Genomic DNA, 22,693 nt, shown 5'->3' on the forward strand with positions numbered 1-22,693 from the left:
AAGGTCACCCTGCGGCAAAAGGTGTGCGTTTTCAGTCCCGCAAGACCTGCAGAACCTCAGAGCGGAATTCGCGTCCGTACAAAATCAAGACCACCAAGGCCGTGGCCAGCACCAGCGCCATGGGCGAGAAAAACCAGGCCATGGCGGCAAATGAAAAGTAATAAGCCCGCAGACCGTCGTTGAAGGTCTCGGCAGCAGCGCTCACCAAATTGCCCGCACGCTCGGCAAAGTGCTGTCGGTCATACCGTTTGGCATCAAAGTCTTCAGGAGAAGGCATGGCCCCGATGACCAGCGCCACAAAGGTGTACTGCCGCATGGACCAAGAGAAGCGGAAAAAGGCGTACACAAAAATGCCGACCATCACCAGGATCTTGAGTTCAAAGATCGGCAAAGGCGTGGGCTGGGCAAACGGGATTTCACGCACCAACTCTGCAGCTTTGTCGGTGGTGCCCAACAGCGCAAACAGTCCACCAATGATGATGATGCTGGTCGACGAGAAAAAGGCCGGGGTTTGCGACAAATTCTGGGTGATCACACCGTCCAGCACACGCGGGTCACGCTGGGTGGCTTGCATCATCCACAGTTGGCGGTAACGGTTGGTGTTAGCGATCAGGCTTTGGTCACGCAGACCGCGCACTTTGGCGAGCCAGGCGTAGCCGACCCACAAAGCAAAAAAAGTGATCAGCGCCAGCCAATCGGCCCACGGCAGCATGGTGATGATTTTCATACTGCCATGCTAACCGAGAGGAACACCACTCCGACAGACGCACCTTTGGCCGCAAGGGCCGCCTCCCACAAGATCGGTTGACCCTGTGGGAGCGAGCCCCTGCTCGCGAATGAACGGTCATGGACCACAAACATTCGGCCGCAGGGGCAGCCTCCCACAATGGGCTAATCAGCCGCGCAATTTGGCCGCAATAGCCGCAATGCGCTCGCCATAAGCTTTGGCGGTATCCAAGTCACCTTGGGGGATGTCTTCTGCAGGGCTGGTCGTTCCCACTTGGGCCATCACGCCGGAGTTGGAGCCGATGCGGTTGATCGTGCCGTCGTTCATGGCGGGCTGGCCCACCCAAATCATGCCCTGCTGCTGAGACAAGGTGATGAAGTACTGGATAGTGGACAGCTTGTCACCGCTGGGGCTGGCCGAGATGGTGAAGCCGCCTGCGACTTTGTCTTTCCAGGCGCTGGTGAACCAACGCTTGGAAGTGGCGTCGGCAAACTTCTTGAACTGCCATGAGGCCATGCCCATGTAGGTGGGCGAGCCGAAGATGATGGCGTCGGCGGCATCCAATGCGGTCCAGTCGGCGTCGGTGATGTTGCCGTCGGCGTCGATGGCGATCACTTGTGCGTTGGCGCCTTGGGCCACAAACTGGGCGACGCGCTGGGTATGGCCGTAGCCGGAATGGTAGACAACAACTGTTTTAGCCATGAGAAAACTCCTTGGGTTTAAAAAAGGGAGAGGGAAAAAGGGAAAGAAAAAAGGGGTCAAGCCGCCAGATCGAACACCAGCACTTCAGCGTCTTGGCCTTGGCTCAAAGCCAAAGACGATTCGGCTTGCAGCATGGCGGCATCACCCGCCTGCAAAGTTTGGCCGTTGACCTGCAGGCTGCCGCGCACCAAAAACACATAAGCCTTGCGAGCTGAGTTGAGTGGCAGTTGGGCAGTCTCAGCGCCATTAAAAAGACCTGCAAACATGCGGGCATCGGCATGGATCTGCACCGCGTATTCGGCGGCTTGGGCGTCTGCTGCAGGGACAGCCACCAAAGCGAGTTGGCCGCGTTTGGCGCTTTCAGGCACGGTTTTTTGCTCATAGCCAGGGGCGATGCCCTTCACATTGGGCTCGATCCAAATTTGCAAAAAGTGGGTCTGCTCACCTTTGGCGTGGTTGAACTCGCTGTGTTGAACGCCACTGCCTGCGCTCATGCGCTGTATGTCGCCGGGCGGAATGCCTTTGACGTTGCCCATGCTGTCTTGGTGGGCCAAGTTGCCCGACAACACGTAGCTGATGATTTCCATGTCGCGGTGGCCATGTGTACCAAAGCCTGTGCCGGGGTCAATGCGGTCTTCGTTGATGACACGCAGGTTGCCAAAGCCCATGTGGGCCGGGTCAAAGTAGTTGGCAAAAGAAAAGCTGTGAAACGACTTGAGCCAGCCATGGTCGGCGTAGCCGCGTTCGTTCGATTTGCGCAGGGTCAACATAGGGAACTCCTCTAAATAGTGCTCAACTTTAAGGAAAGAACACCCCGCTGCGGTGCAATGGTTTTGCCGTCACCATTCAAATTATTTGAAATAAAATAGGCAGACCATGCAAAGTCCTAAAGATTGGCTCACCCCAGACGCTCTGTTCATGCTGCAATCCATTGCCGAGCAAGGCAGTTTTGCGGCTGCCGCTCGTCAGTTGGGTCTCGTGCCCAGTGCCTTGACCTACCGGGTGCGACAGCTCGAAGACGCACTGGATGTGCTGCTGTTTGACCGCAGTGCGCGCCAAGCCCGCCCCACCGCAGCCGGTCAAGAGTTGTTGCGCGAAGCGGGACGCTTGCTGCAAGACATCGACGCCGTAGCAAACCGGGTCAAACGCGTGGCCACCGGCTGGGAGGCCGTGCTCACGGTGGCGGTGGACAGCATCATGGCCCGTGACGTGGTGATGGATTTGTGCGAAGCCTTTTTGGCGCTGAACAGCCCCACCCGCTTGCGCATTCGCCATGAGGCTTTGTCGGGCACCATGGCCGCACTGACCTCTGGGCAAGCCGACTTGGCTGTGGGGGTTGCTCTGGGCCAACACATGGCCGCGGACATCCAGCATGTCGCGCTGGGCGATGTGCCATTTGTTTTTGCTGTGGCCCCCCAACACCCTTTGGCCCAAGCGCCCGAACCTTTGAGCAATGCCCTGCTGATGCAACACCGGGTGGTGGCTGTGGCCGATTCGGTCCAACGCGGCAGCGGTCTCACCGTGGGCCTGCAAGGCGGACAAGACGTTTTCACGGTGCCCGACATGCCCAGCAAATTGCAGGCGCAACTGCGAGGTCTGGGCGCTGGTTTTTTGCCCCTTAGCTTGGCGCAGCCCTTTGTTGCGAAGGGGCAGTTGGTCATCAAAACCACCGAACAAACGCGCCTGAACAGTGTGCATGCGGCTTGGCGAGACAGCCGCCTGAGCCCTGCGGGCCACGCCCTGCTGTGGTGGACGGCGCAGCTCAACCAAGCAACAACCAGAGAGGCATTGCTGGGCTTGAAGTCCTGAAACCAAGCGGCATCGGGACAAACCCACCCAAGCGACATTCGTGCGCATTTCTGGGCTAAAGTGGCAGCATGACCACACAACACATCGCCATCATTGGTGTCGGCATGGCCGGCGTGACTTGCGCACGCACTTTGCGCCAAGCCGGACACAACGTCACTTTGTTCGAAAAAAGCCGTGGCCTCGGCGGACGCATGTCCACCCGGTCCAGCGCTTTCGGCAGCTTTGACCACGGAGCCCAGTACTTCACCGTGCGCGATCCGCGATTTGAGCTGGCCATTGGCACTGCACCCGGCGTTTGCAAACCCTGGAGCGCCAACGCAGTGCGTGTGCTCGACCCCAATGGGCGGGTCATCGAAGCGGGTCTGCCTGGCGGCGAACGCCACTGGGTCGCTGCCCCAGGCATGAATGCCTTGGTCAAAGCATGGGCAGCACCCTTGGTTGAAGACGGCAATGTGCAGCTGCAAACCCGTGTGACGCAGATCATGGTCGACCCCCTGAAGAAAGGCGGTTGGCAGTTGCAAACCGAAACCGAAGATGGTGGTCAACACATTTACGCGGGTTTTGACAAAGTCATCTTGGCCATTCCACCAGAGCAAGCCAGCGCATTGCTCAAAGCCTCGGGGCAAAGTGATTTGGCTGAACCGTTGGCCCATGTGACGGTTGACCCTTGCTGGACACTCATGCTGGCTTACCCCCAAGCCGTGCAGCCTGGCCTGATCACCATCGGCCCCCAATGGAACGCGGCCCGCAGCACGCACCACCGCATCGCATGGATGGCGCGCGAGTCGTCCAAGCCCGGGCGCGAGCGCATCGAGCGCTGGACGGTGCAGGCCAGCGCCCCCTGGTCTGCCGAGCATGTCAACGACACGCCCGAACGCGTCAAAGGAAAATTGGTCAAGGCTTTTGCCGAAATCACCGGCATTCGCGTGACCCCTGACCACGCCGAGGTGCACCGCTGGCTGTACGCCAAAACCGCCAAGCCCTTAGGCCAAAGCTTCTTATGGTCCAAAGACCAGGGGATTGGCCTTTGCGGTGACTGGTGCCTGGGCCACCGGGTGGAAGATGCTTTTGTCTCTGGCCTAGAACTGGCCTTGGCGGTGCTGAAGAAACGCTGATCGTCCATGGCATTGCCCTACACAGGCCGGTTCGCGCCCTCGCCAACCGGCCTTTTGCATGCGGGCTCGCTGGTTGCGGCCCTGGCCAGCTGGCTGGATGCCCGCGCCCACGGCGGCCAATGGCTCGTGCGCATTGAAGATGTGGACACACCTCGCTGCATGCCAGGTGCCGCCCATGCCATCTTGCAGCAGTTGGGGACTTGCGGCATGGTCTCCGACAGCCCGGTCCTTTGGCAAAACCAGCGATCACACGCTTACCAAACCGGCCTGGATATGCTGGTTAGAAAAGGTTGGGCCTACCCCTGCGGCTGTTCTCGCAAAGACATTGAAACGGCCTTCGAAACAACGCAGGCGCAGTCTTTGGCGCGGCACCAGGCTGCGGTTTACCCCGGCACTTGCCGGAACGGACTGAACGGCAAACCCGCTCGGGCATGGCGTCTGAATGTGCAGGCCGTGCAAACGGCGCTGGGGCTTCCCGCCCTCACCCACTGGCCAGACCGGCGCTTGGGGCCACAACAACAGAACGTGAGCGAAGCGGTTGGCGACTTCGTATTGCGCAGAGCCGACGGTCTGTGGGCCTATCAATTGGCAGTGGTGGTGGACGACGCCGTGCAAAGCATCACCCATGTGGTGCGCGGCGAAGACCTGGCCGACAACACGGTCAGGCAAATCGTGCTGCAACGAGCCTTGGACCTGCCCACACCCCAATACCTGCACACACCTTTGGTGCTGGGTGACAACGGCGAAAAACTCAGCAAACAAAACGGGGCCATGGCGCTGGATTTGCAGCATCCCCTGCAAGCATTGAACGCAGCGGCACAAACACTGGGTTTGCCTGCGATGCCCGAACAAACGCCGATCGAGCAGGCTTTGGTCCATTGGACGCCTCTTTACGGCAAGACTTTGGGGTCAGCCGTTTCGGTCAAGATGGCGCCCAAAGCGTAATTCACACATAATACGTGTGAATTGAATGTCTTGAGGGAGGTCAAATCATGAACATCACCTTGTCGGTAGACGAGCGAATCGCAGAATCAGCGCGCGAAGCGGCCCGCAAAATGGGCAAAAGCCTCAATCAGGCCGTGCGCGACTACCTGGAACAGTTGGCAGGACAGGAGCGTCAAGCCGTTGAATGGCAAGCGTGGGAGCAACGCTGCTTGAACGGTGGGGGTCGACTGAACGGCTGGAAATTTGACCGGGATGCCCTGCATGATCGCGGCTGAACCCACGCCGCCGTGGGGAAAACTGCTCGCCCTGCCCAAAGCCAGGTGCTTCATCGACACCAACATTCTGGTTTATGCCGACAGCACCGATGAGCCTCAGAAACAGCGCATCGCCATCGACCTGTTGCAGCACCTGCGATTAAAGAGACTGGGCGTTTTGTCCACACAGGTGCTCAACGAATACATACAAGTCGGCCTTCGCAAACTGGGCCTTTCGCACAACCATCTTCGGGAGCAACTGAACTGCTACCGGCAAATGGAGGTGGCGGGTGTGACCCCAGACACCATCGACATGGCACTCGATCTGCACCAAAAACATGCCCTCAGTTACTGGGACGCCCTGATTCTGGCCAGCGCCCACATTTCTGGTTGCGCGGTGCTGTTGACCGAAGACATGGGCTCCGGCGAAGTTCTGGCTGGCGTGCAGTTGGTCAACCCGTTTGAGGGCAACTGAGCCTTCACGTTCCAAGCATCGCCCTTCACATCACCCGCGATAATGACAGCCTTGCGAGGCAAACCGCCTCTCGCTTATCCGCCCTCACCCGCCATGACGACCCCCGACAACGCCCCCCAGCTGCCTGCCTCCGAATCCGCCACCGAGCTGGCTGTCCCTGACGCGCCCTTCATGCGCACCATCAAGACCTATGTGCTGCGCGCAGGGCGCATGGGCTCGGGCCAAGTACGGGCGTATGAGCAGTTCGGCCCCCAGTTTTTGATCCCTTACAGCCCAGAGCGCCTGGATGTGGCGGCCGCCTTTGGGCGCAACGCACCCTTGATTTTGGAAATCGGTTTTGGCATGGGCGATGCCACGGCCAAGATCGCCCAGGTGCGACCCAATGACAATTTCTTGTGCTGTGAAGTGCACGAGCCGGGTGTCGGTGCATTGCTCAAGCGCTGCGGCGAAGAACAGATTGGCAACATCCGCATCCTGCGACACGACGCCATCGAAGTCATGGACCACATGCTGGGCACAGACAGCCTGGATGGCGTTCACATCTTTTTCCCGGACCCTTGGCACAAAAGCCGTCACCACAAGCGCCGCCTGATCCAGTCGCCCTTCATCGAGCGATTGGCCCAGCACATCAAACCTGGTGGCTACCTGCACCTGGCCACCGACTGGCAGCCTTATTCCGAACAAATGATGGGGGTGCTGCGCGCCGAGCCCTTGCTGGTGAACACCAGCGATGCGGCCGACGGCTTTGCTGCCAAGCCCGATTACCGGCCGCTGACCAAGTTTGAAAACCGGGGCCTGAAACTCGGCCACGGCGTGTGGGATCTGGTTTTCCGCCGCGTCTGACATGCATGAATCCGGGCACACACACCAGTTGCCCATGCGCGATGGCGTGAGCGCCAGTGTGGTGTCAGTGCCCCAAGGCGCGACCCATGTGCTCGATTTTTTGGCACAGCGCATGCCCGGCATTTCGCGGGAAGAATGGGCCGATCGCTTGGCGCAAGGTTTGGTCTTGCTCGAAAACGGAAGCCCCGCCCTGCCCGATGCGTCTTGTCACGCTGGGGAACGCCTGTACTACTACCGGCATCTGGCCGATGAACCGGTGTTGCCATCGCAAGCACACATCGTGTTTGAAGACGAGCACTTGCTGGTGGCCGACAAGCCGCATTTCATGCCCGTCACACCGTCGGGCCGCTACGTGCAGCAAAGTCTTTTGGTGCAGCTCAAGCGCCTGACGGGCTGCGCCGATTTGGTGCCGCTGCACCGCATTGACCGCGAAACCGCTGGCCTGGTGCTGCTGGGCAAACGCCTGCAAGACCGTGACGCATACCATGCGCTCTTCAGAGACAAAGACATCCACAAGACCTACCACGCCGTGGCGGCAGCCTCGCTGGGCTTTGAATTGCCGTCTCTTTACACCAGTCGATTGGTCCCCGGCGAGCCTTTTTTCAGAACGATGGAAGTGCCAGGCACGCCCAACAGCGAAACCCGGATCCGGGTTTTAAAAACCGAAGGTGAACGTGCGCTTTACCAACTCGAACCCGTAACCGGCAGACGCCACCAGCTACGGGTACATATGAACGCCTTGGGTTTACCCATTGAAGGGGATTTGTTTTACCCCACGGTGCTGCGGGGTCCGGACGCGCCGGAAGACTTCAGTCAACCCTTGCAGCTGCTGGCCCAGTCCGTGAAATTCACCGACCCGCACACGGGCCAAGCCCGTGTGTTTGAAAGTCAGCTGCAACTTCAGTTCTAAAGACAATCGGACCTAATCTTCAGTCACACGAAAGTCGGTCTCACACCCGCTCGGTCACCCAAGCTTGAACGCTGGCCAGCGCTGCAGGCAAGGCCGCTGCATTGGTGCCACCGGCCATGGCCATGTCGGGCTTGCCGCCGCCTTTGCCGCCCACTTGGCCCGCCACAAAGCTGGCCAACTCGCCCGCCTTGACCTTGCCTGTGGTGTCGGCGGTCACGCCTGCGGCGATCTGCACCTTGTCGCCGTCCACCGTGGTGAGCACGATCACCGCAGTTTTCATCTTGTCCTTGAGCTTGTCCATGGTGTCGCGCAGGGTCTTGGCGTCAGCGCCTTCCAGCTTGGCCACCAAGAGCTTGATGCCCTTGATGTCAACGGCTTGCGTCATGAGCTCGTCGCCCTGGGCAGAAGCGAGCTTGCCTTTGGCGGCAGCCAGTTCTTTTTCCAGCGCCTTGACCTGGTCAAGCACTTGCGCAATGCGGTTATTCAGCTCAGCCGGTTGGGCCTTGAGTGTGCCTGCGGCTTGGGTCACGGTGTCTTCGAGGGACTGCAGATAAGCCAAGGCGTTTTGGCCCGTCACCGCCTCGATGCGGCGCACGCCAGCGGCAACGCCACCTTCGCTGACGATCTTGAACAGACCAATATCGCCCGTGGCTTTGACGTGGGTGCCGCCGCACAGCTCGCGGCTGGAACCAATGTCGAGGACGCGCACAGTCTCGCCGTACTTCTCGCCAAACAACATCATCGCGCCGGTTTTCTGGGCACTTTCGATGTCCATCACCCGGGCTTGCGCCACAGCGTTGGCCAAAATTTCGGCGTTCACTTGGGCTTCGACCTGGCGGATCTCGGCATCGGTCACGGGGGCGTTGTGCGCAAAGTCAAACCGGGTGCGCTCGGCGTTGACCAAGCTGCCTTTTTGCTGCACATGGCTGCCCAGCACTTCGCGCAGGGCCTTGTGCATCAGGTGGGTGGCGCTGTGGTTGCGCACGGTGGCGGCACGCACCGCCATGTCCACATGGGCTTGCACCGCATCGCCCACTTTGAGGCTGCCGGTTTTGACTTCGCCATGGTGGCCAAACACATCGGCCTTGATCTTGAGTGTGTCCAACACATTGAACTGGCCACCCGCGTTGTGCAGCATGCCCTGGTCGCCCACCTGACCGCCGGACTCGGCGTAGAACGGTGTCGTGTCCAAAACCACCACGCCAGCTTGGCCAGCTTTCAGCTCGGTCACCGCGTTGCCGTCGGCGTACAGGGCCAGCACTTTGGCGTTGGCCGTGAGGTCGTCGTAGCCGACGAAGTCATTGCCAGCGCCGGAATAATCCAGCGCCTTGTCCATCTTGAACTTGCCAGCGGCGCGGGCTTGGGCTTTTTGCTTTTCCATGGCGGTGGCAAAACCCGCTTCGTCCACAGTCAAACCACGCTCACGGCACACATCGGCCGACAAATCGAGCGGGAAGCCGTAGGTGTCGTGCAGCTTGAAGGCCACTTCGCCGGGCAGGACTTTGACACCACCATCCAGGGCCGAATCCAGAATCTGCATGCCGCTTTGCAGTGTCTCGAAGAAGCGCTCTTCTTCCACGCGCAAAACATCGGCAATGCGATCGGCCTGATCGGCCATGTTGGGGTAAGCCGCGCCCATGAGCTTCACCAAATCGGGCACCAGCTTGTGAAAGAACGGTTTTTTCTGGCCCAGCAAATAACCGTGGCGAATCGCGCGGCGGATGATGCGGCGCTGCACATAGCCGCGGCCTTCATTGCTTGGCACCACGCCGTCACTCACCAAGAAGGAAGTGGCACGGATGTGGTCGGCGATCACGCGCAGCGACTTGTTGTTCAGATCGGTGCAGCCGGTTTCGCGCGATGCGGCCTTGATCAGCGCGTCAAAAATATCGATCTCGTAGTTGCTGTGAACGTGCTGCAAGATGGCGGCCAAGCGCTCCAGGCCCATGCCGGTGTCCACGCAGGGTGCGGGCAGCGGGGTGACGGCACCGGTTTCGTCCATGTTGAACTGCATGAACACGTTGTTCCAGATTTCGATGAAACGGTCGCCGTCTTCATCGGGGCTGCCGGGTGGGCCGCCGGGAATGTGCGCGCCATGGTCGTAAAAAATCTCAGAGCAAGGACCGCAGGGGCCCGTATCGGCCATCATCCAGAAGTTGTCGGACTTGTAACGGCCACCCTTGTTGTCGCCGATGCGGATGATGCGGTTTTCTGCCTTGATGCGCTCGGGCGTCCAACCGGCTTTGACAAAAATACCTTCCCAAATGCCATGGGCTTCGTCGTCTTCCATGTAGACGGTCGCGTAGAGCTTGTCTGCGGGAAGTTTGTAAACTTCGGTCAGCAACTCCCACGCCCACTGCAGCGATTCGCGTTTGAAGTAGTCGCCAAAGGACCAGTTGCCCAGCATTTCAAAGAAGGTGTGGTGGCGCGCGGTGTAGCCCACGTTTTCCAGGTCGTTGTGCTTGCCACCGGCACGCAGGCAGGCCTGCACGGACGCGGCGCGCACATAAGAGCGCTTGTCCGAGCCCAAAAACACGTCTTTGAACTGGACCATGCCCGAGTTGGTGAACATCAGGGTGGGGTCGTTGCCCGGCACCAAGGGGCTGGAGGCCACCACGGTGTGGCCTTTGGACTCAAAAAAGTCCAGAAAGGTCTTGCGGATGTCGGCGACGGAAATAACGGGTTGGCTCATGGTCTTTACAGCTTTCAAGTGCAGCCGGCGATTATAAGTTTGCGCCCGAATGTCCCCGAACCTGCGCCTTTGCCCCGTAGTCTTTGCGACACTAGCCTGAGGGCAGCTGCGCTATGCTGGCACCCATGGCACAATTTACTTAACAAGTTAAATAAACCGGAGATACCATGGACATGAAAACCTCACCCCTCGCCCAGCTGAACGACCCCAGCCTGCTCAAGACCGACGCCCTGATCAACGGCCAATGGGTATCGGGCAGCAGCCGTTTTGCCGTGACCGACCCCGCAACCGGCATGCATCTGGCGGATGTGGCCAACCTCGGACCCGTCGAAGCCGAACAAGCCATTGCAGCCGCCAACGCCGCTTGGCCAGCCTGGAAAGCCAAAACCGCCAAAGAGCGCAGCATCGTCCTGCGCAAGTGGTACGACCTGCTGATGGCCAACCAAGTCGATCTGGGGCGCATCATGACCGCCGAGCAAGGCAAGCCCCTGCCCGAAGCCAAAGGCGAAGTGGCCTACGGTGCCAGCTTTGTCGAATGGTTTGCCGAAGAAGCCAAGCGCATCAACGGCGAGACCCTGCCCCAGTTCGACAACAACCGCCGCCTCTTGGTGCTCAAGCAACCCATTGGCGTGTGCGCCGCCATCACGCCCTGGAACTTCCCACTGGCCATGATCACCCGCAAGGTGGCCCCAGCACTGGCTGCGGGCTGCCCGGTCATCATCAAGCCCGCCGAGCTGACACCGCTCACAGCCTTGGCCGCTGCCGAGTTGGCCATCCGCGCAGGCATCCCAGCGGGCGTGCTCAACATGGTCACCGCCGACAGCGACAACTCGATTGCAGTGGGCAAAGTGCTGTGTGCGAGCGACGTGGTGCGCCACATCAGCTTCACCGGCTCCACGGAAGTGGGCCGAATCTTGATGGCACAGTCGGCCCCCACCGTGAAAAAAATGTCACTGGAGCTGGGCGGCAACGCGCCCTTCATTGTGTTCGAAGACGCCGACATCGACAGTGCCGTTGAAGGCGCTTTTGCCAGCAAGTACCGCAACGCAGGCCAGACCTGCGTGTGCTCCAACCGCATCTATGTGCAAGAAGCCGTTTACGAAGAGTTTGCGACCAAGTTCGCCGCCAAGGTCAAAGCCACAGCCAAAGTGGGCAATGGCTTTGCAGACGGCGTGAACCAAGGTCCGCTGATCGAGCCTGCTGCGCTGGACAAAGTTGAGCACCATGTGAAAGACGCCATCGCCAAGGGCGGTCGTGTGCTGGTGGGCGGCAAGCGCCTGGACGGCCAATTCTTCGAGCCCACCGTGATCGCCGATGCGACGGCTGACATGGTCTGCGCCAAAGAAGAGACCTTTGGTCCATTCGCGCCGATCTTCAAGTTCAAGACCGAGCAAGAGGCGATTGACGCGGCCAACAACACCGAGTTTGGCCTGGCCAGCTACTTCTACAGCCGCGACGTGGGCCGCATCTTCCGCGTGAGCGAAGCGCTCGAGTACGGCATGGTGGGCATCAACGTGGGCATTTTGGCCACTGAACATGTGCCTTTTGGTGGCGTCAAACAATCGGGCCTTGGCCGCGAAGGCTCGAGCCACGGCATTGAAGACTATGTCGAGATCAAATTCCTCTGCATGGGTGACATCCTGAAGTAAAATTCATGCCATCGCGGGTGTCGTTTAATGGTAGGACTCTTGCTTCCCAAGCAAATAACGTGGGTTCGATTCCCATCTCCCGCTCCAGTTCTCATGCCGATTTAAAGAAGGCCCCGCAAGGGGCCTTCGGCATTTTGATTCCCTGCCCATGAACATCACCGTCAACGAAGAACTCAAAGCCTACATCGACCCCTTGACGCCCAATGAGCATGCGGCTTTGGAGCGCAGCATCCTGACCGAAGGCTGCCGCGATGCTCTGGTGCTGTGGGGCGATTTGTTGGTTGACGGCCACAACCGCTACGGCATTTGCCAAAAGCATGGGCTGCCCTTTCAGACCGTACAGAACACACGTTTTCAGTCTATCGAAGACGTGCACCTGTGGATGATCGACCAGCACCTGGGGCGGCGCAGCGTGTCGGACTTTCAGCGCGGCGTGCTGGCCTTGCGCAAGCGCGAGATCCTGGCTGAGCGCCGCGCCCAAGCGGTCAGTGCCACACACGACGCCGAGGGCTATTCTGCTGACAAGGACCTCGACGACAGCACCATCAGTGGCGAGATCAACGCCCTCAAAAGCCGCACCGACATTGCCAAGGCCGCGCGCCTGAGCAGCAGCCAGGTGGTGAACATCGAAAAAATCCAAAAGCAAGCCGCGCCCGAGCTGGTGGCCGCCGTCAAGGCGGGCACGATCTCCATCAACGCCGCCGCTGCCGTGGCCACACTGCCCGCTGAAGAGCAAAAACAAGCGGCCTTGGGCGGCAAGGATGAGCTCAAACAAGCGGCCAAAAAAGTCCGTGATGTCACCCGCAAAACGGCCAGAGAAGATGCGCAAGAAACCAAGGCCTCACAGGGCGATGAAATGCGTCAGCTGCAAGAGCGCGTGACCACGCTGACCTTGGAAAACCAGGCCCTGCGCGAGCGCGTGGCGCAGCTCGAAGCGCAGCGGCACTGAGCACGGCGTTCAAGCCACCATGAAAAAGGCCCCTCACGGGGCCTTTGGTTTTTTCAGGGCCAATGCCGATCAGAAAATCAGCTTCACGCCCGTCTTGGCTTGAAGCGCCTCAGGCGTCACGCCCGGAGCCAACTCGACCACCTTCAGGCCTGCGTCGGTCACGTCCATCACGGCCAGGTCGGTGATGATGCGATCCACCACGCCCACACCCGTCAAAGGCAAGGTGCAGGTGGGCAAAATCTTCATGTCTTCGGTGCCGTCTTTTTTCTTGGCGACGTGTTCCATCAAGATGATCACGCGCTTGACGCCTGCGACCAAATCCATCGCGCCGCCCATGCCCTTGACCATCTTGCCGGGAATCATCCAGTTAGCCAGATCGCCCTTTTCGCTCACCTGCATGGCGCCCAAGATCGACAGGTTGATCTTGCCGCCACGGATCATGGCAAACGACTGCTCACTGCCAAAGATCGACGAGCCCTTGATGGTCGTCACCGTCTGTTTGCCTGCGTTGATGAGGTCGGCATCGACTTCGTCTTCGTTCGGAAACGGGCCAATGCCCAGCATGCCGTTTTCGCTTTGCAGCCAGACTTCCTTGTCGGCGGGCACAAAGTTGGCCACCAGCGTGGGGATGCCGATGCCCAGGTTCACATAGAAACCGTCTTCCAGTTCATGGGCCGCACGGGCGGCCATTTGGTCTTGACTCCAGCTCATATCAGACTCCCGCCTTTTCAGTGATGGTGCGCTTCTCGATGCGCTTTTCTGGTTTTGCGTTCAACACGATGCGGTGCACATAAATGCCGGGCAGGTGCACGCTGTCGGGGTGCATCTCACCGGTCTCGACGATCTCTTCGACCTCGACCACACAAATCTTGCCCGCCATGGCCACAGCGGGGTTGAAGTTGCGCGAGGTGTAACGGAACTGCAGGTTGCCGGACTTGTCGGCGCGGTGCGCTTTGACCAGCGAGACATCGGGCACCAAGGCACGCTCCATCACGTAGGTCTCGCCGTCAAACTCGCGCAGTTCTTTGCCTTCGGCCACCAAAGTGCCCACACCGGTCTTGGTGAAGAACGCCGGGATGCCCGCGCCGCCCGCACGCAGCTTCTCGGCCAGCGTGCCTTGGGGGGTGAATTCCAGGGCCAGCTCGCCCGCGAGGTACTGGCGCTCGAACTCTTTGTTTTCGCCCACATAAGAAGAAATCATCTTCTTGATCTGGCGGGTCTGCAGCAAGATGCCCAGACCAAAGTCGTCCACGCCTGCATTGTTGGAAATCGCGGTCAGGTTCTGCACGCCGCTGTCGCGCAAGGCGGCAATCAGCGCTTCGGGGATGCCGCACAGGCCAAAACCGCCCACGCCAAACAATTGACCGTCAGCCACGATGCCCTTCAAGGCCTCGGCTGCGGAGGGATAAATTTTGTTCACACCGGTCTCCCATGAAGGATGAATGAAAGCGTTACGATACTACGTATTCAACTACGTAGTTTTTCGTAGAGGGCTTCCCCTAGCTGCAGGCTATCCCGCTCATGAACTCAGACATCGACTACCGCCTCGCCTTTGACCTGGCCCCCATCGGCATGGTGCTCTCGCGCAACCGCACCATGGTCGACTGCAACCAGCGCGTGTGCGAGATGTTTGGTGTGCCCCGCGAACAACTCATTGGTCAGACCTTTCAGCTGCTCTACCCCAGCGCCGACGAATACGAACGCACCGGCCAGCGCATCAGTCCCATCCTGAATGCCAAGGGCGTGTACGCTGACGACCGCGTCATGAAACGGGTGGATGGCCGCTTCAAAGGAGAGACCTTTTGGTGCCATGTGACAGGCCGTGCACTCAACCGTGACGCGCCGCACGAGGCAGGCATCTGGACCTTTGAAGACCTCTCGGCGCGCAAACCCGTCAAGGCCGAACTCACCGCCCGCGAACGCGAAGTCGCCGCCCACCTGATGGATGGCCTGACCAGCAAAGAGATTGGCAAGGCTCTGGGCATCAGCCACCGCACGGTGGAGATCTACCGCGTCAAACTGATGCGCAAATACCAAGCCTCGGGGGCGGCGGACCTGATTCAGAAGCTGATGCGGGGGTGAGCGTTCAAGCTCAGGCTCGTGTCAAACCCGCCACCCGCCGCAGATGCTGCGCCACCCCGCCAAACTGCTGCTCGATCACCGTGAGCCGTTTGAAGCCATGGCCTACGGCCAGCTCGTCGGTCATGCCCATGCCGCCGTGCAACTGCACAGCGCCCTGCCCCACCAAACGGGCCGCACGCAACACGGTCACATGGGCCGATGACACCCGCTCGGCGCGGCGCTCGGGGCTCTCGCCCAGCACATCGGCACAAGCACCCACCGCCGCTGCGGCCTGCACCAGGGCCATGTACATGTCGGCCATGCGGTGTTGCAAAGCCTGAAAGGCCGCCAAGGGTTGGCCGAACTGCTTGCGCTGGCTGGTGTAGTTGAGCGTGTCGCGCATCAAGGCCTGCATCACGCCCACAGCTTCAGCACCTGCGGCCAAGGTGGCTGTGTCCCAGGCTTGCGTGAGTGCTGCCATTGCGTCGCCCTGACCGATAAGAGCCTGCACGGGCGTTTGGTCAAAGGCCAACTCAGCCGCCCAAGCGCCGTCAATCAGCCGAACATCACGCCGCTGAACCCCGCTGGCTGCGGGATCGAGCAGGCAGATACACAGCTGGCCCGCGTCGTCTCTTGCGCTGACCAGCCAATGCGTGGCTCCGGGTGCGCCACGCACCAGGGCTTTGCCCCCGCTGATGTGTATCTGTCCGTTCGCGTTGTGCAAACGGGTCTGCACCCGGCTCAGGTCCGTGCGCCCGCCAGGCTCTAAGGCTGCTACGGCCAAACGCACTTGGCCCTCGGCCAGGCCTTGAAGCAAAGCATCGGCTGCCGGGTCGCCCAGCGCCTGCAACAAGGTCGCCCCTAAGACGGCAGTGCTGCTGTAAGGCTCGGCCACCAAAGCCGCACCCAAGGCCTGGCAGATCAGCAGCTGCTCGGGTAATCCACCGCCCATGCCGCCCAGGTGTTCTGGCAATGCCGCACCCAACAGGCCCAGCTCGTGCGCCAAACCTTGCCACAGCGGCCCTATCGCCTGTGGCGTGGCGATCATTTGTGCGCGTTTTTCGAAGGGCAATTTGTCTTGCAGCCAGCCTTGCAGACTGGCCACGAGCATGGCCTGCGTTTCGTCGGTAGGCACCACAGGCTCTACCACTTCGGCCCCCAGAATGTGGCGGGCGATCAGGTTGCGCTGGACTTCGTTGGTGCCGCCATAAATCGACGCGGCGCGGTCGTTCAAATACGCACGGGTTGCGAACACCGACTCTTCGGGCACAGGCAAAGCGTGGGCAGTTGCCTCCTCGATCGTCAGGCTGCTGGCGCCATAGGGGCCTGCAATGTCCAGGCCCAGCTCGGTCAGGTGTTGCTTGAGCTCGGTCGCCAGCACCTTGCCCATGGAGGGCGCAGCCGGCATCCAGCAAGGTTGCGTGCCGCCGCCAATGCGGGCGGTCAGCACCTGCTGTTCCCAGGCGTGCAAAGCGTCGATGCGGCACTGCGCGTTGGCCAAGCTCAGGGCGATGTCTTCTTGCTCGGAGCCGGGCGCGTCTTGCGCAAAGGCTTCTTGCAAGGACTCGCGCAAGCGGGCCAAACGACCCCGCAAGAACGGCGCAGACGAGCCGCCCCGTTCGTGTTCCAGTAAAAATTTGGCAATGGTCCAGCCTTGGTTTTCTTCGCCGATCAGGGCGTCAGCGGGCACACGGGCCTCGTCAAAAAAGACCTGGTTGAATTCGTGGTCGCCCGAGATGCTGATGATCGGCCGGATCTGGATGCCCGGGTTGTTCAGCTCGAACATCAAAAAGCTGATGCCTTGCTGGGGCTTGCCGCTGCTGTCGGTGCGCACCAGGCAAAACATGTGGGTGGCATTGTGGGCGTGAGTGGTCCAAATTTTGGAGCCATTGATCACCCACTCGTTGCCGTCTCGGCGGGCACGGCATTGCAGCGATGCCAAGTCGGAACCCGACCCTGGCTCGCTGTAACCCTGGCACCAGTAACTCACGCCGTTGCGGATGTCCGCGAGCCAACGCTCTTTTTGGGCCTGCGTACCAAACGCCACCAGCACCGGTGCGGCCATCACCAGCCCCAGGGGCGAAATTTTGGGGGCGTCGGCGGCCGACATCTCGCTGGCAAAAATGTCGTGCTGCCTGGGCGTCCAGCCGCAGCCACCCCACTCCACCGGCCAGTGCGGCGCAGCCCAGCTGCGCTTGGCCAGAATCCGCTGCCAAGGGATGCCGACCGCGTAGTCCGAAAAAATGCCCGAGGTGCGGTGCCCGCCCAGGCGAATTTCGTCGGTCAACTCTGCCGCCAAAAAGGCGCGCACTTCGTCGCGAAATGCCAGTTCGTCTTTGCTCAAGTTCATGGGGTCATCGCTCTCAGAGGCGGCCGCCATCGCCTGATGGCGCCTGGGTCAAAAGTGGGATCAGAAGCCGACGTAACGCACAAAGTTGGCAGCGTCTTCGCGCACCGACTTCACACTGTTGGCCACAAAGTCTTCGTCCGGGTAGCCCATGGCGATGCAGATCATGATGTTCTGGTCATCTGGAATGCCCGCGTGCTCACGCACCACGGCCGACTGCATGATGCCTTGGCCGTTGATGACGCTGCCCAAGCCGCGCTCCCACGCGGCCAGCACCAGCGCATGCGACAAAGCGCCCAGGTCAAACTGGCTGATGGCCGCAGGTTCGAGGTATTTGTCATAGGTCAGCACCAGTGACACAGGCGCATCGAACTGCCGAAAACCACGCATGACCCAATCGGTGCGCCGCTCTTTGTCGTCGCGGGCGATGCCCATGGCGTCGAACAGCTGAATGGCGATGTCCACCTGGCGCTTTCGGTGGATACCGTCGTAGGCCTCTTTCATCGGGAAGTCGCGCTTGGGCGGCACACCCTTGACCATGTTCTCGGTGTTGCCCCGGCGAATGCGATCCAAAGGCTCGCCCGTGACCACATGCACATACCAAGGCTGCGTGTTCATCGACGAAGGCGACCACTTGGCCACCTCAATGATCTCTTCGATCACCTCGCGTGGCACGGGTTTGGGCAGGTAGCCGCGAACGCTTTTTCGGGCCTTGATGAGTTCTGAAAATTCCATGGGTTTTGTCTCCTCATCTAAGGATGGTTGAAAAGTTTTGAGCCGTCAATTCAACTGTGATGCCTAGGTTACTCAAGCCAACATGCCACTGAGCCGCTGGCGAATCAGCTGATCGGCCTGCGCCATGATCCGATCGACCAATTGCTGACATGTGGGCACGTCATGGATCAACCCCGCCACCATACCGCAACTCCAGGCACCGGCATCAAGGTCTCCATCGTTCATGACCTTGGGATAGACGCCCGCCACATGCTCAACAATGTCGCTGATGCTCAGGGCTGCGCCTTTTTCACGTTCAATCTCTTGAACGCGCTTCACGCCCTCATTCATCAGCACGCGCTCGGTGTTCTTGATGGACCGCATGATGAGCGTGGTGTCCAGCTCACTGGCGGCCACAATGGCCTGCTTCACTTTTTCATGCACTGGCGCTTCTTGCGTGGCAATGAAGCGGGTTCCCATGTTGATACCGTCAGCGCCCATGGCCAAGGCCGCCACCAGGCTGCGGCCATCGGCCATGCCACCAGAGGCCAGAAATGGAATTTTGAGTTCCTCTGCCGCACGGGGCAACAAGATGAAATTGGGCACGTCGTCCTCGCCAGGATGGCCGCCGCACTCAAAGCCATCCACACTGACCGCATCACAGCCAATTTCTTCGGCCTTCAGGGCATGTCTGACCGAGGTGCATTTGTGAATCACCTTAATGCCCGCCGCCTTCAATGCAGGCATGTAGGCTTGCGGGTTGCGCCCGGCGGTTTCCACCACTTTGACACCGCCTTCGATGATGGCCCGGATGTATTCCGGATACGGGGGCGCAGTGAAGGCGGGCAAAAAGGTCAGATTCACACCAAAGGGTTGATCGGTCATCTGGCGGCAGCGCGCAATTTCCTTGGCCAGCAACTCTGGCGTTCTCTGGGTCAAGCCGGTGATGATGCCCAAGCCCCCGGCATTGGACACGGCCGAGGCCAGCTCGGCATAACCCACATGGTGCATGCCCCCTTGCATGATCGGGTGGCGAATGCCCAAGAGTTCTGTGATGCGTGTTTTCATGTTTTGCTTCCTGCGTCAGTTAAGGAAAAAATAACTCGCCAGTCGATCATTGCGGTTTGATTTTGTAAATGCCGTTGTTCCGATCGGCACTGAAATAAACCGTGCCATCGGCTGCAACAGCCACACCCGTCGTCAAGTAAGGCGGTGGCAAGCCAGGACCAGCTTCAAAGCCGATGGGCAAGTCTGAAGCAATCACCCGCTTGATGCCGTTCGACGGATCGACTTCAGTCAACTGACGCTTGGCTGTTTCAGCGACGATGAATTTTCCGGACGGCGCTTGTGCAAGTCCCTCCGGAGCAGCCAGTCCTTCTGAAATGGTTTTCTGACTCCAGTCAGCGGTGTCCACTCGAACCAACCGCCCAGACAGCTCGGTGATGTACACGCCGCCATCTTTTCCAAGAATCATTTGTGTGGGTCCTTGTAAACCCGTGACCACTTGTTTTTTGTCATGCAAATCTGCGCCGCTCAACTGCGTCAAAGCGCCAGAAGCCAACTCCAATACCAGCACCCGGCCATCGCCCAGTTCGATGGCATCCATGGGTGCGGCCAGGCCATGCCCCATAGCTTTGGTGCTTTTGTCTTTGCGATTGAGCAATTGCACCGTGCCTGTAAACCAACTCGACATCACATAGTGGTCTTTGGACAAAGACAGGGCAAACGGATATTCGATAGGGTCACCGTGCATCCGTGCGATGTCGTTGAGTTTGCCGCTGACGGTATCGACCGCACGCAATCCAAAAACGTGCGCCACAAACAATGTCTTGCCATCTTCCGACAACTTGATACCGCCTGGTGCCGCCATGCCGCCTTGGATGATTTGTGTAACTTGGCCCGTGACTGGGTTGATCTGTTGCACACCGTTGTCCACCATATTGGAAACATAAATGTTGTCGTTCTTGTCCAGCGCCAGGTTGTCCAGGCCTGTTTCCAGTTGTGCAACGCGTGTGCGCTTGCCGTCAGCCGCATGGATTCGGTACAAGCCGCCGGTTTTAGCGTCCACGACCCAGATATTTCCTTTGCTGTCAAAGTTGGCTGCAGCAGGAACTTTGAATTCGCTGTTGATGACTTTCATCTCGCCATCGATTGGATTGAGCTTGACAACTTGTCCTTTGAACCACAAAGGTCCGACGATCCAACCATCTGCACCCACTTCAAAACCGTTCAGACCGCCCATGTCTTTTTTGATCAAGCGGGGAGGTTTGACACCGGTCACATCAATTTCCCAAAGTGCGTCACCCAAGAAAACCTGGGATGCATACAACTTGCCGCTCTTTGGATCGAAGGCCAGTGAGTTGATGCCGGGGAGATCCTTGGCAATGACTCGAATCGGTGCACTGTCATTTTCACGAATGCGCAAAACACCTTGCAGAAACGAAGTCCAGGCCATTTCGCCCTTGGGCCCGATGGCGATGTCATCTGCCTGACCTTGCGGAGCGTCTACCAAAATGGTGTTTTTGCCAGTTGCGGCATCGACCTGGGTGATGGACATCCCCACCACGCTACCCGCCAGAAGTCGCCCTTGCTTGTCTATCGCCAAGCCATGAACGCCTTTGAAACTTGACGGTGCCACCACGGCCTGCGGTGGGCCGTAATTTTGTGCCAAAGACACACTAGCCTGCAGCGATGCCATCAACATTCCTGAGAAAAAAATACCTCGTGAGTTTTTAAATAAATTCATGAACAGTCTCCTTTAAAAATAATTCAACAAGTAAATTTGAGTGGCGAATGACAGATGCATCGGGCAGGTTAAAAATCAGCGCCCTAAAGCCAGACGATGGATTTTTGAAGTTCGGACCAGGCTTCAAAAGAAGGCCCATACACCGCTTCAATCTGGTTGCGCTTGACTTTCAACGTGGGGGTGATGAATCCAGAATCCACCGTCCATGGTGTTTGATCGAGAACCAGGCAAGAGAGCCGCTCATGCGGGTCAAGCTGTTGATTGATCAGGACCAGTTCACGTTCAAAATCGGCTTGTAATTTTTGACGCTGTTCTGGCTCCAAGGCTTGTTTGACCCGTTCAGGTGTCAGTGCCAGAATGGCCAGCGGTTGAGCCATGTTGGCACCCACCACACAGCAGGCTTCCACACCAGGCATCAACGACAGCATGGCCTCTATGGCCGCGGGTGCCACATATTTGCCCTTGCTGGTTTTGAACAGGTCTTTCACCCTGCCTGTCAGTTTCAGATTGCCCTGCGCATCGACCGATCCCTTGTCTCCGGTGTGCAGCCAGCCGTCCGATGTGAAGGCTTGAGCGGTCAATTGGGGCTCCAGAAAATACCCCACCATCAGCCCCGAGGACAGGACCTGCACTTCACTCGTCTCCGGGTCAAGTCGGCATTTCACGCCATTCAGAACTTTCCCCACGCTGCCAGGCAAGGGGTGATGTACATCGGTCGTATGGGTGCATCCGTTCTCGGTCATGCCATACAACTCGATGAGGTTCAAACCCAGTGCGCCATACCAACGCAACAACTCAGGCGGCATGGGCGCGGCACCTCCTGCGGCCACACGGCATTGGTCCAAACCCAAGGCGGTCAATATCTTTTTTTGAACCAACCGATTGAGCAATGGAATTTTGAGCAAAAGCGCCAACTTTTGGGGTGGCATCTTGGCGTGTACACCTTCCCGAAACTTGAGCCACAACCGGGGTACAGAAAAGAAGAACGTGGGGCGTGCCCGTTGCATGTCCTGTGCAAATGTCTCTTGGGATTCCGCAAAAAAGACATGCATGCCCGTGGCCAACAGCATGTGTTCAACCAGACCCCGTTCGGCAATGTGCGACAGAGGCAAATAAGACAGCATCCTGTCGTTTTCGTCCAATGGAATACGTTCGAGCCCCTGTGCAATGATCGATTGGAACGTGCCAAAACTGTGCATCACGCCTTTGGGATTTCCAGTGGTCCCAGAGGTGTACATCACTGTGCACAGGTCTTGGGCGGGGCGAATGACTTGGCCCTGAAGGGGGCGCTGCAACCGAACGATCTCTGACCAGTCAGAACCAGACCATGGCGGACTCAAAGGCAACTTGATGCAAGGCAACTGCTCGGGCAGACCGGCCCTCATCGCTTCGGGGTTGTCGAGTTTACCGACAAAGATCAGACACGCGCAGCTGTGGTCCAAAATTTGACGCACTGTCTTGCTGGCCAGCGTTGGATACAGAGGCACGGAGACATGGCCCGCCATCCAGATGGCCCAGTCGGCCATGAGCCAATGTGCTGTGTTTTTCCCCCAAATCGCGATCCGGCTGCCCGGGGGAAGTCCCAGCGATTGCAAATGGCTGGCCATGCAGCGCACCTCATGAGCGGCTTCGGCCCATGTGAATGTCTCGACCAAACCTTGACCCATGGGCTGTGTGAAGCACACGCGATGCGCAGCCGTAGCTTCCCAGTGGTAGAGCCTTTGAAGGGCCAGCATGTTGGAGGATGTGTCCATG

Annotated in this window: 21 protein-coding genes and 1 tRNA gene; 11 read left to right on the top strand and 11 right to left on the bottom strand. The window is 59.1% G+C overall.

Annotated elements, in window-relative coordinates; genetic code table 11:
* Window positions 1–31: 31 nt before the first annotated feature.
* From B9Z40_RS01150 to B9Z40_RS01160, 3 genes are all read right to left on the bottom strand, one after another.
* Window positions 32–727, bottom strand: coding sequence for a DUF599 domain-containing protein (locus B9Z40_RS01150; RefSeq protein ID WP_100171497.1), 696 nt, complete (start codon window positions 725–727; stop codon window positions 32–34).
* A gap of 168 nt (window positions 728–895) precedes the next feature.
* A complete protein-coding gene (locus B9Z40_RS01155; RefSeq protein WP_100171498.1) occupies window positions 896–1,429 on the bottom strand; it encodes a flavodoxin family protein in 534 nt (177 codons plus the stop codon).
* 56 nt (window positions 1,430–1,485) lie between these two features.
* Window positions 1,486–2,199, bottom strand: a complete 714-nt coding sequence (locus B9Z40_RS01160; protein ID WP_100171499.1) for a pirin family protein — start codon at window positions 2,197–2,199, stop codon at window positions 1,486–1,488.
* 106 nt (window positions 2,200–2,305) lie between these two features.
* Between B9Z40_RS01160 and B9Z40_RS01165 the strand changes: the two genes are divergently transcribed.
* From B9Z40_RS01165 to B9Z40_RS01195, 7 genes are all read left to right on the top strand, one after another.
* A complete protein-coding gene (locus B9Z40_RS01165) occupies window positions 2,306–3,238 on the top strand; it encodes a LysR family transcriptional regulator (RefSeq protein ID WP_100171500.1) in 933 nt (310 codons plus the stop codon).
* A gap of 68 nt (window positions 3,239–3,306) precedes the next feature.
* Window positions 3,307–4,353, top strand: a complete 1,047-nt coding sequence (locus B9Z40_RS01170; RefSeq protein WP_100171501.1) for an NAD(P)/FAD-dependent oxidoreductase — start codon at window positions 3,307–3,309, stop codon at window positions 4,351–4,353.
* 6 nt (window positions 4,354–4,359) lie between these two features.
* A complete protein-coding gene (gene gluQRS / locus B9Z40_RS01175) occupies window positions 4,360–5,298 on the top strand; it encodes a tRNA glutamyl-Q(34) synthetase GluQRS (RefSeq protein ID WP_100171502.1) in 939 nt (312 codons plus the stop codon).
* A 47-nt stretch (window positions 5,299–5,345) separates the two neighbouring features.
* Window positions 5,346–5,573 carry a DUF6364 family protein gene (locus tag B9Z40_RS01180; RefSeq protein WP_100171503.1) on the top strand — a complete coding sequence of 76 codons (228 nt, stop codon included), beginning with the start codon at window positions 5,346–5,348 and terminating at the stop codon, window positions 5,571–5,573.
* Window positions 5,560–6,027 carry a PIN domain-containing protein gene (locus tag B9Z40_RS01185; protein WP_100171504.1) on the top strand — a complete coding sequence of 156 codons (468 nt, stop codon included), beginning with the start codon at window positions 5,560–5,562 and terminating at the stop codon, window positions 6,025–6,027. The genes B9Z40_RS01180 and B9Z40_RS01185 overlap by 14 nt, the downstream gene beginning before the upstream one ends.
* Window positions 6,028–6,120: 93 nt before the next feature.
* Entirely contained in the window at window positions 6,121–6,870 is a 750-nt protein-coding gene (gene trmB / locus B9Z40_RS01190; RefSeq protein WP_100172846.1) for a tRNA (guanosine(46)-N7)-methyltransferase TrmB, read from the top strand.
* A gap of 1 nt (window position 6,871) precedes the next feature.
* On the top strand, window positions 6,872–7,780 hold the full coding sequence (locus B9Z40_RS01195; protein ID WP_100171505.1) for a pseudouridine synthase: 909 nt from the start codon (window positions 6,872–6,874) through the stop codon (window positions 7,778–7,780).
* Between the two features lie 40 nt (window positions 7,781–7,820).
* Here B9Z40_RS01195 and alaS read toward each other — a convergent pair whose 3' ends face one another.
* Window positions 7,821–10,472 carry an alanine--tRNA ligase gene (gene alaS / locus B9Z40_RS01200; RefSeq protein WP_100171506.1) on the bottom strand — a complete coding sequence of 884 codons (2,652 nt, stop codon included), beginning with the start codon at window positions 10,470–10,472 and terminating at the stop codon, window positions 7,821–7,823.
* Window positions 10,473–10,639: 167 nt separating this feature from the next.
* Here alaS and B9Z40_RS01205 point away from each other — a divergent pair, with 167 nt between their 5' ends.
* The 3 genes from B9Z40_RS01205 to B9Z40_RS01215 all read left to right on the top strand — a co-directional run bounded on the left by B9Z40_RS01205 (window position 10,640) and on the right by B9Z40_RS01215 (window position 13,070).
* On the top strand, window positions 10,640–12,121 hold the full coding sequence (locus tag B9Z40_RS01205; protein WP_100171507.1) for an NAD-dependent succinate-semialdehyde dehydrogenase: 1,482 nt from the start codon (window positions 10,640–10,642) through the stop codon (window positions 12,119–12,121).
* Window positions 12,122–12,134: 13 nt separating this feature from the next.
* A tRNA-Gly gene (locus tag B9Z40_RS01210) sits at window positions 12,135–12,208 on the top strand.
* Between the two features lie 61 nt (window positions 12,209–12,269).
* Entirely contained in the window at window positions 12,270–13,070 is an 801-nt protein-coding gene (locus B9Z40_RS01215; protein WP_100171508.1) for a plasmid replication/partition related protein, read from the top strand.
* A gap of 69 nt (window positions 13,071–13,139) precedes the next feature.
* Here the strand turns inward: B9Z40_RS01215 and B9Z40_RS01220 are convergent, their stop codons facing one another.
* Window positions 13,140–13,781, bottom strand: a complete 642-nt coding sequence (locus B9Z40_RS01220) for a 3-oxoacid CoA-transferase subunit B (RefSeq protein WP_100171509.1) — start codon at window positions 13,779–13,781, stop codon at window positions 13,140–13,142.
* Window position 13,782: 1 nt separating this feature from the next.
* Complete coding sequence (locus B9Z40_RS01225; RefSeq protein ID WP_100171510.1) at window positions 13,783–14,490, bottom strand: CoA transferase subunit A; 708 nt, start codon at window positions 14,488–14,490, stop codon at window positions 13,783–13,785.
* Between the two features lie 101 nt (window positions 14,491–14,591).
* On the opposite strand from B9Z40_RS01225, the gene B9Z40_RS01230 reads away from it, so the two are divergent.
* Entirely contained in the window at window positions 14,592–15,152 is a 561-nt protein-coding gene (locus B9Z40_RS01230) for a PAS and helix-turn-helix domain-containing protein (RefSeq protein WP_100171511.1), read from the top strand.
* A 10-nt stretch (window positions 15,153–15,162) separates the two neighbouring features.
* Here the strand turns inward: B9Z40_RS01230 and B9Z40_RS17295 are convergent, their stop codons facing one another.
* The 5 genes from B9Z40_RS17295 to B9Z40_RS01255 form a co-directional block, all read right to left on the bottom strand.
* On the bottom strand, window positions 15,163–17,481 hold the full coding sequence (locus tag B9Z40_RS17295; RefSeq protein WP_143473913.1) for an acyl-CoA dehydrogenase family protein: 2,319 nt from the start codon (window positions 17,479–17,481) through the stop codon (window positions 15,163–15,165).
* 60 nt (window positions 17,482–17,541) lie between these two features.
* On the bottom strand, window positions 17,542–18,213 hold the full coding sequence (locus B9Z40_RS01240; protein ID WP_100171513.1) for a nitroreductase: 672 nt from the start codon (window positions 18,211–18,213) through the stop codon (window positions 17,542–17,544).
* 72 nt (window positions 18,214–18,285) lie between these two features.
* The gene (locus B9Z40_RS01245; protein ID WP_100171514.1) at window positions 18,286–19,260 is read right to left on the bottom strand and encodes a nitronate monooxygenase family protein; all 975 of its coding nucleotides are present in this window, start codon (window positions 19,258–19,260) and stop codon (window positions 18,286–18,288) included.
* Between the two features lie 46 nt (window positions 19,261–19,306).
* Entirely contained in the window at window positions 19,307–20,938 is a 1,632-nt protein-coding gene (locus tag B9Z40_RS01250; RefSeq protein WP_199172464.1) for a hypothetical protein, read from the bottom strand.
* A gap of 83 nt (window positions 20,939–21,021) precedes the next feature.
* Window positions 21,022–22,692 (bottom strand): AMP-binding protein, encoded by a 1,671-nt coding sequence (locus B9Z40_RS01255; protein ID WP_100171516.1) that lies wholly within the window; start codon window positions 22,690–22,692, stop codon window positions 21,022–21,024.
* Window position 22,693 lies beyond the last annotated feature (1 nt).

This window comes from Limnohabitans sp. 15K (assembly GCF_002778285.1).
GTDB lineage: Bacteria > Pseudomonadota > Gammaproteobacteria > Burkholderiales > Burkholderiaceae_C > Limnohabitans_A.

What these genes read in the sequence shown, in the direction of transcription:
- B9Z40_RS01170 (WP_100171501.1), top strand. Translation starts at nt 3,307, where the DNA reads ATGACCACACAACACATCGCCATCATTGGTGTCGGCATGGCCGGCGTG.
- B9Z40_RS01230 (WP_100171511.1), top strand. Translation starts at nt 14,592, where the DNA reads ATGAACTCAGACATCGACTACCGCCTCGCCTTTGACCTGGCCCCCATC.
- B9Z40_RS01240 (WP_100171513.1), bottom strand. Translation starts at nt 18,213, where the DNA reads ATGGAATTTTCAGAACTCATCAAGGCCCGAAAAAGCGTTCGCGGCTAC.
- B9Z40_RS01220 (WP_100171509.1), bottom strand. Translation starts at nt 13,781, where the DNA reads ATGAGCTGGAGTCAAGACCAAATGGCCGCCCGTGCGGCCCATGAACTG.
- B9Z40_RS01195 (WP_100171505.1), top strand. Translation starts at nt 6,872, where the DNA reads ATGCATGAATCCGGGCACACACACCAGTTGCCCATGCGCGATGGCGTG.
- B9Z40_RS01160 (WP_100171499.1), bottom strand. Translation starts at nt 2,199, where the DNA reads ATGTTGACCCTGCGCAAATCGAACGAACGCGGCTACGCCGACCATGGC.
- B9Z40_RS01185 (WP_100171504.1), top strand. Translation starts at nt 5,560, where the DNA reads ATGATCGCGGCTGAACCCACGCCGCCGTGGGGAAAACTGCTCGCCCTG.
- B9Z40_RS01215 (WP_100171508.1), top strand. Translation starts at nt 12,270, where the DNA reads ATGAACATCACCGTCAACGAAGAACTCAAAGCCTACATCGACCCCTTG.
- B9Z40_RS01250 (WP_199172464.1), bottom strand. Translation starts at nt 20,938, where the DNA reads ATGAATTTATTTAAAAACTCACGAGGTATTTTTTTCTCAGGAATGTTG.
- B9Z40_RS01245 (WP_100171514.1), bottom strand. Translation starts at nt 19,260, where the DNA reads ATGAAAACACGCATCACAGAACTCTTGGGCATTCGCCACCCGATCATG.
- alaS (WP_100171506.1), bottom strand. Translation starts at nt 10,472, where the DNA reads ATGAGCCAACCCGTTATTTCCGTCGCCGACATCCGCAAGACCTTTCTG.
- B9Z40_RS01165 (WP_100171500.1), top strand. Translation starts at nt 2,306, where the DNA reads ATGCAAAGTCCTAAAGATTGGCTCACCCCAGACGCTCTGTTCATGCTG.
- B9Z40_RS01155 (WP_100171498.1), bottom strand. Translation starts at nt 1,429, where the DNA reads ATGGCTAAAACAGTTGTTGTCTACCATTCCGGCTACGGCCATACCCAG.
- trmB (WP_100172846.1), top strand. Translation starts at nt 6,121, where the DNA reads ATGACGACCCCCGACAACGCCCCCCAGCTGCCTGCCTCCGAATCCGCC.
- B9Z40_RS01255 (WP_100171516.1), bottom strand. Translation starts at nt 22,692, where the DNA reads ATGGACACATCCTCCAACATGCTGGCCCTTCAAAGGCTCTACCACTGG.
- gluQRS (WP_100171502.1), top strand. Translation starts at nt 4,360, where the DNA reads ATGGCATTGCCCTACACAGGCCGGTTCGCGCCCTCGCCAACCGGCCTT.
- B9Z40_RS17295 (WP_143473913.1), bottom strand. Translation starts at nt 17,481, where the DNA reads ATGAACTTGAGCAAAGACGAACTGGCATTTCGCGACGAAGTGCGCGCC.
- B9Z40_RS01205 (WP_100171507.1), top strand. Translation starts at nt 10,640, where the DNA reads ATGGACATGAAAACCTCACCCCTCGCCCAGCTGAACGACCCCAGCCTG.
- B9Z40_RS01150 (WP_100171497.1), bottom strand. Translation starts at nt 727, where the DNA reads ATGAAAATCATCACCATGCTGCCGTGGGCCGATTGGCTGGCGCTGATC.
- B9Z40_RS01180 (WP_100171503.1), top strand. Translation starts at nt 5,346, where the DNA reads ATGAACATCACCTTGTCGGTAGACGAGCGAATCGCAGAATCAGCGCGC.